This window comes from Corynebacterium sp. 2571A, from assembly GCF_055700935.1.
Genome location: NZ_JASTTE010000004.1, coordinates 152,293 through 165,918, shown reverse-complemented (window position 1 = coordinate 165,918; position 13,626 = coordinate 152,293). Strand labels below are relative to the sequence as shown.

At 66.1% G+C, this 13,626-nt stretch carries 11 protein-coding genes; 6 read left to right on the top strand and 5 right to left on the bottom strand.

The genetic code is table 11. The features are described 5' to 3' along the window. Window positions 1-6: 6 nt before the first annotated feature. Genes sufC through QQS53_RS09465 form a run of 4 tightly spaced genes read right to left on the bottom strand, consistent with a single transcriptional unit; the run spans window position 7 to window position 4,174 of the window. Window positions 7-765: a Fe-S cluster assembly ATPase SufC gene (sufC, locus tag QQS53_RS09480; protein WP_472775595.1), complete on the bottom strand. Its 759-nt coding sequence runs from the start codon at window positions 763-765 to the stop codon at window positions 7-9. 41 nt (window positions 766-806) lie between these two features. Beyond that, on the bottom strand, window positions 807-1,973 hold the full coding sequence (gene sufD, locus QQS53_RS09475) for a Fe-S cluster assembly protein SufD (RefSeq protein ID WP_472775594.1): 1,167 nt from the start codon (window positions 1,971-1,973) through the stop codon (window positions 807-809). A gap of 5 nt (window positions 1,974-1,978) precedes the next feature. After that, on the bottom strand, window positions 1,979-3,424 hold the full coding sequence (sufB, locus tag QQS53_RS09470) for a Fe-S cluster assembly protein SufB (protein WP_368526515.1): 1,446 nt from the start codon (window positions 3,422-3,424) through the stop codon (window positions 1,979-1,981). Between the two features lie 30 nt (window positions 3,425-3,454). Next, window positions 3,455-4,174, bottom strand: coding sequence for a helix-turn-helix transcriptional regulator (locus QQS53_RS09465; RefSeq protein WP_472775593.1), 720 nt, complete (start codon window positions 4,172-4,174; stop codon window positions 3,455-3,457). A 188-nt stretch (window positions 4,175-4,362) separates the two neighbouring features. On the opposite strand from QQS53_RS09465, the gene mptB reads away from it, so the two are divergent. The 5 genes from mptB to QQS53_RS09440 all read left to right on the top strand — a co-directional run bounded on the left by mptB (window position 4,363) and on the right by QQS53_RS09440 (window position 10,012). Then, complete coding sequence (gene mptB / locus QQS53_RS09460) at window positions 4,363-6,126, top strand: polyprenol phosphomannose-dependent alpha 1,6 mannosyltransferase MptB (RefSeq protein ID WP_472775592.1); 1,764 nt, start codon at window positions 4,363-4,365, stop codon at window positions 6,124-6,126. A gap of 6 nt (window positions 6,127-6,132) precedes the next feature. Beyond that, window positions 6,133-7,065, top strand: coding sequence for an ABC transporter ATP-binding protein (locus tag QQS53_RS09455; RefSeq protein ID WP_472775591.1), 933 nt, complete (start codon window positions 6,133-6,135; stop codon window positions 7,063-7,065). A gap of 10 nt (window positions 7,066-7,075) precedes the next feature. Beyond that, entirely contained in the window at window positions 7,076-7,888 is an 813-nt protein-coding gene (locus QQS53_RS09450) for an ABC transporter permease (protein WP_472775590.1), read from the top strand. A 74-nt stretch (window positions 7,889-7,962) separates the two neighbouring features. Beyond that, complete coding sequence (locus tag QQS53_RS09445) at window positions 7,963-9,027, top strand: COX15/CtaA family protein (RefSeq protein ID WP_472775589.1); 1,065 nt, start codon at window positions 7,963-7,965, stop codon at window positions 9,025-9,027. A 19-nt stretch (window positions 9,028-9,046) separates the two neighbouring features. Beyond that, the gene (locus QQS53_RS09440) at window positions 9,047-10,012 is read left to right on the top strand and encodes a quinone oxidoreductase family protein (RefSeq protein WP_472775588.1); all 966 of its coding nucleotides are present in this window, start codon (window positions 9,047-9,049) and stop codon (window positions 10,010-10,012) included. Between the two features lie 106 nt (window positions 10,013-10,118). Here the strand turns inward: QQS53_RS09440 and QQS53_RS09435 are convergent, their stop codons facing one another. Continuing rightward, on the bottom strand, window positions 10,119-11,093 hold the full coding sequence (locus tag QQS53_RS09435; protein WP_472775587.1) for a heme o synthase: 975 nt from the start codon (window positions 11,091-11,093) through the stop codon (window positions 10,119-10,121). 401 nt (window positions 11,094-11,494) lie between these two features. Here QQS53_RS09435 and tkt point away from each other — a divergent pair, with 401 nt between their 5' ends. After that, window positions 11,495-13,570 (top strand): transketolase, encoded by a 2,076-nt coding sequence (tkt, locus tag QQS53_RS09430; protein ID WP_472775689.1) that lies wholly within the window; start codon window positions 11,495-11,497, stop codon window positions 13,568-13,570. Window positions 13,571-13,626: the final 56 nt, after the last annotated feature.

The following is a 13,626-nucleotide window of genomic DNA, read 5'->3' as shown; positions in this document are numbered from 1 at the left end:
CCGGCTTTACTTGACGAACTTGTCGTAGCCCTCGGCCTCGAGCTGGTCTGCCAGTTCGGCGCCGCCGGTCTTGACGACCTGGCCGTGGGCGAAAACGTGGACGAAATCCGGCTTCACGTAGTTGAGGATGCGCTTGTAGTGCGTAATCAGCAGGATGCCGCCGTTGGTCTCGTCCTGGTACTGGTTGATCCCGTCGGAGACAATGCGCAGCGCGTCCACGTCGAGGCCGGAGTCGGTCTCATCCATGATGGCCATCTTCGGCTTCAGGATGTCCAGCTGCATGACCTCGTGGCGCTTCTTCTCGCCGCCGGAGAAGCCCTCGTTCACGGAGCGGTGTGCGAAGGACTTGTCGATCTGCAGCTGCTCGCGGGCCGCGGTCAGTTCCTTGTTCCATTCGCGCAGCTTCGGGGCCTCGCCGCGGGTTGCGGTGACGGCGGAGCGCAGGAACTGGCTCATCTTCACGCCCGGGACCTCGGTCGGGTACTGCATGGCCAAAAAGAGGCCGGCGCGGGCGCGCTCGTCGACTTCCATGTCCAGCACGTTCTCGCCGTCGAGGAGGATTTCTCCCTCGGTGACCTCGTACTTCGGGTGGCCGGCGATGACGTAAGACAGGGTGGACTTGCCGGAGCCGTTCGGGCCCATGATGGCGTGGGTCTCACCGGAGTTGATGGTCAGGTTCACGCCCTTGAGGATCTCCTTGGGCTCTTCGCCCTCTTCGTTCGGGAGCACCTGGGCGTGGAGGTTCTTGATTTCCAGAGTTGACATAGCGATTTAATCTTTCTGTTGCGTGGGTTTCAGCAGGGGCGCTAGGCGTTGATCTTCGCTAGCTCGTCAGAAACACGGTTTTCCAGCTCTTCGCGCAGGGACTCGACCGGAATGCGGTTGATGACCTCGTTGAAGAAGCCGCGGATGATAAGCCGGCGGGCCTCGGCCTCCGGGATACCGCGGGACATGAGGTAGAACAGCTCCAAGTCATCGAAGCGGCCGACGGTGGCAGCGTGGCCGGCGCCGGTGATTTCCCCGGTCTCGATCTCCAGGTTCGGGATCGCGTCGGCGCGCGCACCGTCGGTCAGAATGAGGTTGTTGTTCGTCTCATAGGTGTCGGTGCCCTGCGCGTCGGCGCGGATGAGCACGTCGCCCACCCAGCAGGTGCGGGACTCGGCCTTCTTGTCGCCCTGCAGCGCGCCCTTGTAGAGCACGCGGGAGCGGCAGTTCGGCACGGAGTGGTCGACCAGCATGCGGTTTTCGAAGTACTGGCCGGAGTCCGCGAAGTAGACGCCGAGCAGCTCGACGTCGGCGCCCGGGGCGCTGAAGGTCACGCGCGGGACGATGCGCACGATCTCGCCGCCGAAAATGGCGGAGTTGTGGCGCAGGGTGGCGTCGCGGCCCATCTTGATCGCCTGGTGCGACAGGTGGACTGCGTCGTTGTCCCAGTCGGCGTCGACAATGACGGTGACGTGGGCGCCGTCGCCGATGACGAACTCGACGTTGTCAGCGTGGGTGCCAGAGCCCTCGTACTTGAGCACGACGGTGGCCTCGGCGTGGTGGCCGACCTCGATGGAGGTCGCACCGAAGCTGGTGACGCCGTCGCCGCGGCCGGTGATCGTCACGATGGTCGGCTCGCTAAGCTGGGCTTCCGGTTCGATGGTGACTATCTGGGCCTCCGGCATGGAGGTCCACGCCTGGGCTGCCACACGGTCGGTGGGCTTGCCGGCCCGACCCAGCCGCTCGTCGGTGGGAGCAACCGTCTCGGTGCGGACCTCGTCCGGACCGGTGACATTCACGTCCTGGGCTACGGCCTCAGCAAACTCGCCGTTGTGCAGGCCGCGGAGGTTGCGCAGGGAGATAAAGCGCCACACCTCGTCGCGCCCCTTCGGGATGTCGAAGTCCGCCACGTCGAAGGAACCGAAGAGATCGCCTTTGGTGACCTGGTTCGGGTTCTTACGAGCAGAAAATTCGTTTGAGTTCACCATCGGGACTAGCCCACCGATCCTTCCATCTGTAGCTCGATGAGGCGGTTGAGCTCTAGGGCGTACTCCATCGGGAGCTCCTTGGCGATAGGCTCAACGAAACCGCGCACGATCATTGCCATTGCTTCTTCTTCCGCGATGCCACGCGACATCAGGTAGAACAACTGCTCCTCCGACACCTGCGAGACGGTCGCCTCGTGGCCCAGGGTCACGTGGTCGTTGCGGATGTCGTTGTAGGGGTATGTGTCCGAACGCGAGATGCTGTCGACCAGCAGGGCGTCGCACTCCACGTTAGAGGTGGAGTGGTGCGCGTTCTGGTTGACCTGCACCAGTCCGCGGTAGGCCGCGCGCCCGCCGGCGCGGGCGACGGACTTGGACACGATGTTCGAGGAGGTGTGCGGCGCCATGTGCGTCATCTTCGCGCCGGTGTCCTGGAACTGATCCTCGCCGGCGAAGGCCACGGAGAGCACCTCGCCACGGGCGTGCTCGCCGGTCAGCCAGACGGCCGGGTACTTCATGGTCACCTTGGAGCCGATGTTGCCGTCGACCCACTCCATGGTCGCGCCCTCTTCGCACTTGGTGCGCTTGGTCACCAGGTTGTAGACGTTGTTCGACCAGTTCTGGATGGTCGTGTAGCGGCAACGGCCGCCCTTCTTGACGATAATCTCCACGACGGCGGAGTGCAGGGAGTCCGACTTGTAGATCGGCGCGGTGCAGCCCTCGACGTAGTGCACGTAGGCGTCCTCATCGACGATGATGAGGGTGCGCTCGAACTGCCCCATGTTTTCCGTGTTGATGCGGAAATAAGCCTGCAGCGGGATGTCCACGTGGACTCCCGGCGGAACGTAGATAAAGGAGCCACCGGACCAGACGGCGGAGTTCAGCGAGGAGAACTTGTTGTCGCCGGCCGGGATGACCGTGCCGAAGTACTCCTTGAACAGCTCCTCGTGCTCGCGCAGCGCGGTGTCGGTGTCAACGAAGATAACGCCCTGGCGCTCCAGGTCCTCGCGGATCTGGTGGTAGACGACCTCCGACTCGTACTGGGCGGCGACGCCAGCCACCAGGCGCTGTTTTTCGGCGTCCGGAATACCCAGCTTGTCGTAGGTCTCCTTAATGTCGGCGGGCAGATCGTCCCAGGTCTGGGCCTGCTCCTCGGTCGACTTGACGTAGTACTTGATGTTGTCGAAGTCGATGCCGGACAAATCCGCGCCCCAGGTCGGAATCGGCTTCTTCTCGAAAATGTTGAGGGCCTTGAGCCGCTGGTTGAGCATCCACTCGGGCTCGTTCTTCTGACGCGAGATGTCACGAACGACCTCCTCGCTCAGCCCACGACGTGCCGATGCACCGGCCACGTCCGAGTCGTGCCAGCCATATTCGTACGCACCGATGGACTCGATGATTTCATCATCGGTCATCTTGGCCTCGGTACCCGGCGCAGATTGTGCCTGAGTCATGACCCGCTCCTTTCTCACTGCGTGTGAAGATTAGTTGCGTTGATTAAAAATTGGTGTCAAGGGGATGTTAGTCGTGCATATCCCGTGGCCGTCCGCGATGGAGGCCAAAGGCTGCACGTGCTTGCCTAACAGGGCGGAAAAGACCTCCTGCTCCGCTTCACACAACTCGGGGTGCTCCGCTGCCACGTGAGCCACGGGGCAATGGTGCTGGCAAATCTGCACTCCGTGTCCCGCGCTGGTCACGGTGGCGGCGTAACCGTGGTCGTCCAAGGCCGCGGCGAGCTCCGCCGCGATCTCTTCCACGGATTCGCCCTCCTGGACCAAGGGTTCCACGTCCGCCAGCAAGCGCTCCATACGGGCTTTCGCAAATTGCTTGACGGCCGCAGAGCCGCCGACTTCCCGAAGGGCTGTCAGCGCCTCGGAGGCGAGTTCGTCGTAGGCGTGCCCGAACTGGGCCCGCCCCTTGTCGGTGAGGCGGAAATGTTTGGCGGGGCGCCCACGCCCGGCCGGTTCCCCGTACTTGGGGTGCGGCCGGCGGTGGACAACCTCCGTCAAATCCTCTTCCACCAGGATGTCTAGATGGCGTCGCACGCCCGCGGCGGACAGCCCCAGGCGCTTTCCCAGGTACGAAGCGGTGACCGGACCGTCCTTGAGCAGCAGAAGCATGACTTGGCGACGAGTATCCCCCTCCGTGGAGCGAGACTCCTTTGCCCGGCTGGCCGCCGCGGCAGCTCGCGCCTTCTCAGTCATGTCTTCCACCTCCTTGCGCACTCGCCGTGCACACTTAACAAGTCGTATCCGAGTCAGCCCCGTCGGTACCCGGGCTAACACTTTAGACAACACTAGTGTTCCCTAATTCATTCCCGAATGCCACCAACGCTGGTTATCGGCGTGCCGCCCGCCGGCCCCCGCAGCCCGAGTGCGTAAAGTAGACGCCGATGAAAAAGATGTTCGCCGACGGTCTCGCCTCGCTGAGATCCGCACTTCCCCGCCTGGGCACGGCCGGTTCCCGGTCGGCGTTGCTGCACACCAGCGACGAGTCGGCCTCCCGCGCGGAACGCGCGGAAGGCGGCGAGAAGGGCGCTCGCTTCGATCTGTTGCCGGTCGACCCCGTAGGGGGTGGCCGGGGGCGATATCCCGTCGGCCACCTGCGCGGCTTTTTCGTCCTGCGCTGGATGGGCACCGTAGGCGCCTTACTTATCGCCTTCGGCGGCCTGGGCGCGGGCGCGGTGCCCGTGGTCGGCAACCCTTACGACAACGTCCCCTTCGGGTCACTGATGTCCCGCATGCTGCAGACCGCCTCCGCCCTGGTCTTTCTGGGCGTAGCCCTGCTGGTGGTGGCCTGGGTGCTCATGGCGCCCTACGTGGGCGCGCCCCTGCGCCGCGCGCAGCGGACTCACCCGGCCATCGCCCCGCACCTGATTTGGCGCACCTTCGCCGGCTGGGTCATCCCACTTATCCTGACCGCTCCCCTGTTCACCCAGGACATCTATTCCTACCTGGCCAACGGCTCCATCGTCGTCGCCGGGCTGGACCCCTATTCGGCGGGCCCGGTGCAGCTGCTGGGACCGGAAAACGAGCTGGCCCGGTCCGTGCCGTTCATCTGGGCGAATTCGCCCTCCCCGTACGGCCCGGTCGCCCTGGGGCTGGCGGGCGCGGTCAGCTGGCTGACCCAAGACTCCATCCTTTTGGGCGTTATCTCCCACCGCCTGCTGTCCATCCTGGGCGTCGGCGCAGCCGGCTGGGCGCTGACCCGGCTGGCGCTGCGCTGCCGGGTGAAGGTCGCCACGGCCCTGTGGCTGGGCATCCTCAACCCGCTGACGGTCCTCCACCTCATCGGCGGCATCCACAACGAATCCATCATGCTGGGGCTCATCCTGGTCGGCGTCGAGTGCGGCCTCCGCGCCGCCGACCGGGTGGCGGACCTGCCGGCTGACGCGGGGCTGGACAGCCCCGCCGGCCGCGCTATCGCCGGCTACCTGGCCCTGTCCGTCGCGCTCATCTCCTGCGCCGGCATGGTCAAGGTCACCGGCTTTATCGCCCTGGGCTTCGTCGGCATGACCCTAGCCCGCACACTGGGCCGCCACCGCGGCGCCAGCCCGCTGCGGGCCATCGCCTTATCTGCCGCTCTCCACCTGGTCCTCCTCGTTGCGACCATCGCCGCGGTCACTCTGCTCACCGGCATCGGCCTGGGCTGGATCACCGGCCAGGGCGGCGCGGCCACCATCCGGTCCTGGATGTCGGCGACCACCTCGGTGGGTGTGGGCACCGGCTTCCTGGGAATGCAAGTAGGGCTGGGCGACCACACCGACGCCATCCTCTCGGTCACCCGCACCCTGGGCGTCTTGCTCGCCGGCGTATTCATGGTGCGCATGCTCTTTGCCACCTTCCGCGGCTCCATCCACCCCGTCGGCGGGCTGGGGGTCTCCACCCTGGTGCTGGTCGTCTTCTTCCCGGTGGTCCACCCCTGGTACATCCTGTGGGCGGTCTTTCCGCTGGCCGCCTGGGCCAACCGCCTGGTCTTCCGCGTAGCGGTGGTCGGCTACTCGGCCATCGTTAGCTTCTTCGTCCTGCCCCGCGGCCTGGGGCTGCCGCCGATGACCATCCTGCTGATCTACCTTGCCGCGGCGGTAATGTTCGTCATAGTCGGCGGAATCTGGTGGGTACTATTACGCCGATCGCGGGTCGATCTCCTAAGGTAGTGCGGTGTGACTAAAACTTTCGATGGATCTTTAGCGTTAGAGCTCCGCGGGGTACACAAGACCTACGGCAGTAAACCCGCCGTCAACGGGCTCGACCTGCGGGTGCCGCGTGGGCAGATGCTCTGTCTGCTCGGACCGAACGGTGCCGGCAAGACCACCACCATTGAAATGTGCGAGGGGTTCATCTCCCCCACCTCCGGCTCCATCCGCGTGCTGGGGCTGGATCCCACCACGCAGGCGGACCAGGTGCGCGCCCGGATCGGCATCATGCTCCAGGGCGGCGGTTCCTATTCCGGCATTCGCGTGCGCGAGATGCTGCACCTGGCCGCCAGCTACAACCAGAACCCGCACGACCCGGACTGGCTGATGGAGCTGCTCGGCCTCGAGGGCGTGGCCCGCAATACCTACCGCCGGCTCTCCGGCGGCCAGAAGCAGCGCCTGTCCCTGGCGCTGGCGATCATCTCCCGGCCCGAGCTGGTCTTCCTCGACGAGCCGACCGCGGGCATGGATGCCCAGTCCCGGCTGGCCGTCTGGCGGCTTATCGATGCCCTCAAACGCGACGGCACCACCATCGTGCTGACCACCCACCTCATGGACGAGGCCGAGGCCCTGGCGGACTACATCGCCATCATCGACCGGGGCGAACTGATCGCTGAGGGCACCCCCAGCGAGCTGATGACGCGTACCGCGAACCCGCAGGTGACGGTCTCGACCAATGAGGCCATCGACGTCGAACGCTTCGCCCGTGACTCCGGCATCGGCCTCGACCTGGTCCGGCCGCTGCACTACCGCGTGCACGCCGCGGGCACCCCGGAGCTTCTGGCCCGGTTGACCCAGGCCCTAGCCAGCCAGGGGGTCCTGGCGCACCGCATCGACACCGCCCACCGGAACCTCGAGGACGTCTTCCTCGATCTCACCGGCCGAGAACTACGCAGCTAAGGGGAAAGCCATGGATACACCAACCACACCTGCTGATTCCTCCCGGGCCGCAGGGCGCTCCGCTGATTTCCCGCCGGGCACCTTCCGGCCGGCCCCGCACCGGGCCTCGGCGGCCAAGCTGGCCTGGGCCCAGGGGGCCATCGAGTCCAAGCTGATGCTCCGCCACGGCGAGCAGTTACTGCTGAGCATCATCATCCCGGCGCTTTTGCTCTTCGGCGCGGCCCGGATGCCGCTTTTGGCGGACGAGATGAGCCTCGACCAGATCTTCCCGATGGTGCTCGCCGTGGCCGCCACCAGCGCCGGCTTTACCGGGCAGGCCATCTCCCTGGCCTTCGACCGGCGCTACGGCGCCCTGAAGCGCACCGGCGCCTCCGGCGTGCCCGCCTGGACCATCGTGACCGGGAAAATCATGGCGGTGCTGTCGATGGTCACCGTCCAGGTGGTAGTCCTCGGCGTCATCGCCGTGCTCCTGGGCTTTCGGACCAGCTGGCTGGGCGTGCTGTTGGCGCTAGTCATCCTGCTGTTCGGCGTGGCCACCTTCACCGCCCTGGGCCTTATCCTGGGCGGCACGCTGTCCTCCGAGATCGTCCTGGCGCTGGCCAACCTCATCTGGTTCCTGCTGCTCGGCGTGGTCGGCTGGGCGATGTACAGCCAGGGCCTGGGTTCCAACGGCCTGCTCAACGTGGTGCCCACGGTGGCCCTGGCCGGCGGACTGGCCGACGCGTTCGCCGGTGACCTACCCTGGGTACAGATGCTTGTCCTGGCCGCCTGGGCGGGGGCCGCGTCGTTGGCGGCGGCCAAATGGTTCCGGTTCGAAGGCTAAGTGTGAGTTATTTCTAAAAACCCAGCTTGAGACCTACTTTTCTTTTTAGTTCGACGTGAGTACGGAGTACCCTTATGACCGTGAGTGACAACGTGACAACCCCTGCTTCCCCTACCTCGGGTGATACCCGCCCCGGGTTCTTTGCCCGCCTGGGCGACTTCGTCCGCAACGGCGTGCCCAGCCTGCGCCAGCAGCGCATCATCGCGTTCATCCTGCTGTTGTGCCAGGGCGGCATTACGGTGTCCGGTTCCATCGTCCGCGTGACCGGCTCCGGCCTGGGCTGCGTGACGTGGCCTAATTGCCACCCCGGTTCGCTCGTCCCGCTGGAGGGCACCGCGCCGCTGATCCACCAGTTCATCGAGTTCGGCAACCGCCTGCTGACCTTCGTCGTGCTGGCGGCCGCCCTGGCCGCCGCCTTCGCCATGCACCGCGCACGCCGCCGCAAGGAGCTCAAGGTCTACGCGTGGATTTCGGTCGCCGGCATCTTCGTCCAGGCGCTGATCGGCGCGCTGTCGGTCTTCCTGAAGCTGAAGTGGTGGGCCGTGGCCATGCACTTCCTGCCGTCGATGGTCCTGGTCTGGATCGCTGCGCTGCTGTATACCCGCCTGCGCCAGCCGGACGACGGTACCCCGACCCAGGCCTTCCCGCGCACCATCCGCAACCTGGCCGCCGTCGCCGCAGCCGCCCTGGCCGTCGTGCTCATCACCGGCACCTTCGTCACCGGATCGGGCCGCCACGCCGGCGACGCCGAGGAGGGCATGCTGGGCCGCCTCCACTTGGACACCGAGTCCATGGCCGTCGTCCACGCGATGTGCATGTACGTCTACCTGGCCCTGACCCTGGTCGTCATCATCTTGCTCTACCGCAACCGCGTTTCCCGCCGGCCGCTCAACATCGGCTGGTACCTGGTGGTCGCTATTTTGATTCAGTGGGCCATCGGCGTCATCCAGTTCCGCCTGGGTATTCCCCGCTGGACCATCCCGGTCCACATCGGGATGTCCTCCCTCGTCACCGCGCTGAGCGCGGCACTTTACGCCTACGGCTTCGTCCGTACCGGCGGCACCGAGGACCTGGAAACGGGCTCGGTCGAGGGTGATAAGCGCTACGCCGATCGCCAAGCTGCCCTCGCCGCGCGCTAAAAACAGTTAACGTGGGTGTATGCATGCTATTCAAGTAAAGCGCACCGGCGGCCCGGAAGTACTGGAGTACGTGTCCGTGGATGCCCCCGTCCCCACCGACAACGAGGTTCTCGTGGATGTCGAGCGGGCGGGGGTTAACTATATCGACACCTACTACCGCGAGGGCATCTACAACGCCAACGTCCCGTTCATCCTCGGCCTGGAAGGCGTCGGCCGCGTCAGCCACGATCCCCGCGGCGAGATCGCCGAAGGCACCCTCGTGGCCTGGCACCACGCCTTCGGCTCCTACGCCGAGCAGGTCTGCGTGGACCGCAACCGCATGGCCCAGGTGCCGGACGATTTCCCGCTGAATATCGCCGCGTCCATGATGCTCCAGGGTATGACGGCGCACTACCTCACCCACGGCGTCTACCAGCTGGAGGAAGGCTCCACCTGCCTGATCACCGCCGGCGCCGGCGGCGTGGGCCTGCTGGCCACCCAGATGGCCAAGTACTTGGGCGCCACGGTCTATTCGGTGGTCTCCTCCGATGAGAAGGAGCAGCTGGCCTACGAGGCCGGCGCGGACCAGGTCTTCCGCTACTCCGACGTGCTGGCCGAACAGGTCCGCCGCTTCAACGGCGGCCAGGGCGTCGACGTGGTCTACGACGGCGTCGGCCAAGCCACCTTCCAGGAGTCCCTCGAGGTCGTCCGCCCGCGCGGCACCGTCTGCCTCTTCGGCGCGGCCTCCGGCCCGGTAGAGCCCATCGACCCGCAGGTGCTCAACACCCACGGCGCCATTTTCCTGACCCGCCCCTCGCTAGCCGCCTACACGGCTTCCGATGCCGAGTTCCAGAAGCGCTCCCAGGCCGTCGTCGAGATGATCCGCAGCGGCCACCTGACCCTGCGCGTGAGCAACGAGTACCCGCTCGAGCAGGCCGAGCAAGCCCACCGCGACCTGCAGGCCCGCAAGACCACCGGCTCCATCGTCTTAAACCCCCGCGCCTAGCGCCTTAGACGCTTAAAACCCAGCCCGTCCTACCCCTGGTGGAAGAATTCACCGGATGGTAGGCGGGCTGGGTTTCGTGCGGCGTGCTCCCCAGCTTCCGCGCGGTCTAGAAGCCGAGGGCCTCGCCGACGGTCTGCCAGCCCAGCACGGCGTCGATGGACAGGCCGATAAAGAGCACGGACAGGTAGTTGTTCGAGTAGATGAACAAGCGCATGGGCTTGACCGTCTGCCCGCCCTTGACGCCTTGGTGCAGGCGGATGGCCATCCACAGGAAGGCGGCGCCGGAGAGCACCGCGACCACCAGGTAGATCCAGGACGTGGCCGGGACGATCAGCCAGGACACGATGACGGTGCCGATGGTGTACCAGACGATCTGGCGGGTGACCTCCTCGTCGGAGGCCACCACGGGCAGCATAGGCACGCCGGCGCGGCGGTAGTCCTCCTTATACTTCATGGCCAACGCCCAGGTGTGCGGCGGGGTCCAGAAGAAGATGATGAGGAACAAGACGATGGCCTGCCACCACTGGCCCGGCTCGTCGGCCGGGGCGTTGTCCTTGATGACGGCCCAGCCGACCATCGCCGGCATGCAGCCGGCCAGCCCGCCCCAGACGATGTTTTGGGCGTTGCGCATCTTCAAAAACTTCGTGTAGACGAAGACGTAGAACAGGTTCGTCAGGATGACGAAGAAGGCGGCGAGCCAGGAGTTGGCGATAACGCCGAGCCAGAAGATGGACAGCGCCAGCATGATCCAGGCGAAGATGGCGGCGTTGCGCTTGCTGATCTTCGCGCGAACCAGCGGGCGGGCGCGGGTGCGCTGCATCTTCTGGTCGAGGTCGTAGTCCACCACGTTGTTGAACGTGTGGGCCGCCGCCGCGCCCATCCAGCCGCCGAAGAGCGTGGAGAGAATGAGCCAGATGTTGTCGCTGACGGCCTCGAAACCGCGCTGCGCCTGGAGCATCGCCGGAATTGCCGCGACGAGGAGGAGCTCGATGATCCTCGGTTTAGTCAGCGCAACATAGGCCTTGATGGTCTCCAAGGAATCATCCTCCAGCGTCCTGGGCACGAGCGGGTTGGTGGTCATAAGGCGGCCGAAAAGGCCGCAGTTAAGTGGTCGCCCCTACGCGGGCGATAGTTCCGCGCACGCCGTGATTCGTTACCAACTTCACAACGCCGGCGGGTGGGCAGGATTATTAGGGCGTATGGCGGCCCAGCCGCGCTCCGCAAGGGGGTGCGCTGGTCCAGCCCCGGCCTTCCCTATCCCTGCCAGCCTACAACGTTTGGCGGATAAACCTTAAATTCTCCCCAACGCCGTGGCGCCGCCAACCATTTCTCCCCCGGCTTCGGTGGATGCCTCGGCAGGTGCTCCCTTGGGGACGCAAAGTTCACTACACTGAGGGAGGAATTTTCTAAGCATTTAAGACACCGAGCTAGTAAGGACCATTTACCGTGTCGGAAATTACCTTGTCGCCTGAGCTGCAGGCCATGACCGAGCGCCGCTACCCCGAGGATTGGAGCGACCGTGACACCCGCGCGGTCGACACCATCCGCGTGCTTGCCGCCGACGCCGTACAGAACTGCGGTTCCGGGCACCCGGGTACCGCGATGTCGCTCGCGCCGCTGGCTTACACGCTGTACCAGCGGATCCTCCACCACGACCCGCAGGATAAGGACTGGGCCGGCCGCGACCGCTTCGTTTTGTCCGTGGGCCACTCCTCCCTTACCCAGTACATCCAGCTCTTCCTGGGCGGTTTCGGCCTGGAGATGGACGACCTGAAGGCCCTGCGCACCTGGGGCTCGCGCACCCCGGGCCACCCGGAGGTCCACCACACCGACGGCGTCGAAATCACCACCGGCCCGCTGGGCCAGGGCCTGGCTTCCTCAGTGGGCATGGCCATGGCCGCCCGCAAGGAGCGCGGGCTCTTCGACCCGGAGGCACCGGCCGGCGAGTCCCCCTTCGATCACTTCGTCTACGTCATCGCTTCCGACGGCGACCTGCAGGAGGGCGTGACCGCCGAGGCCTCCTCCCTGGCGGGCACGCAGCAGCTGGGCAACCTGATCGTCTTCTGGGACGACAACCGCATCTCCATCGAGGACGACACCAATATCGCCTTCAACGAGGACGTCGTGGCCCGCTACGAGGCCTACGGCTGGCACGTCCAGACCGTCGAGTCCGGCGAGGACGTCGTGGCCATCGAAAAGGCGGCGCGCGAGGCCCAGAAGGTCACCGACCAGCCCTCCTTCATCCGCGTCAAGACCGTCATCGGCTACCCGGCGCCGAACAAGATGAACACCGGTGGCGCCCACGGCGCCGCGCTGGGCGACGACGAGGTTGCCGCCACCAAGGAGATCCTGGGCTTCGACCCGCAGGAGAGCTTCCACATCGACGCCGACGTGCTCGAGCACACCCGCGGCCTAGTCGAGCGCGGCGCGCAGGCCCACGCCGCCTGGCAGGAGCGCTTCGACGCCTGGGCCGAGAAGAACCCCGAGGCCAAGCAGCTCTTCGACCGGATGCAAGCCCGCCAGCTGCCGGAGGACTTCGCGGCCGAGCTGCCGACTTGGTCCACCGAGGACAAGCCGCTGGCTACCCGCAAGGCCTCGGAGGCGACCATCCAGACGCTGGCCGCTGCCCTGCCGGAGATGTGGGGCGGGTCGGCCGACCTGGCCGGTTCCAACAACACCGTGATCAAGGGCGCGGATTCCTTCGGCCCGACCGCTATCACCACCGACGCGTGGTCCGCCCAGCCCTACGGCCGCAACCTGCACTTCGGCATCCGCGAGCACGCGATGGCGGCGATCATGAACGGTATCGCCCTGCACGGCAATACCCGCGTCTACGGCGGCACCTTCCTGATCTTCTCCGAGTACCAGTTCCCGGCCATCCGCCTAGGCGCCCTGATGTCCACGGACACCTACTACGTCTGGACCCACGACTCCGTCGGTCTGGGCGAGGACGGCCCGACCCACCAGCCGGTCGAGACCCTGGCGGCCCTGCGCGCGGTGCCCAACCTGGCGGTGATCCGCCCGGCGGACGCGAACGAGACCGCCCAGGCATGGGCCGCCGCCCTGGAGCGCCCGGCCGCCCCGAAGGGCCTGTCGCTAACCCGCCAGAACCTGCCCATCCTGGACGGCACCGCCGACAAGGCCGCCGAGGGCGTGCGCCGCGGCGCCTACACGCTGGTCGAGGCGACCGGCGGCGAGCCCGAGGTCATCCTGATCGCCACCGGCTCCGAGGTCCAGTACGCCGTCGAAGCTGCCAAGATCCTCGAGGAGCAGTCCGTGCCCACCCGCGTGGTCTCCGCGCCGTGCCTCGAGTGGTTCGAGGAGCAGGACGCCGACTACCGCGAGCAGGTGCTGCCGGCCAAGGTCCGGGCCCGCGTGTCCGTGGAGGCCGCGGTGGCCCAGCCGTGGCACAAGTACACCGGCACCTTCGGCCGCAACATCTCCCTCGAGCACTACGGCGCCTCGGCCCCGGCAGAAGAGCTCTTCGAGAAGTTCGGCTTCACCGCCCAGGCCGTCGTGGAGGCCGCCCAGGAATCCCTGGCCGCCGCCCGCGCCTAGTTTCTACCCAGCCCGACCGAACTACCTAATCCGAGCATTTCTTTAAGGAGAGCGCA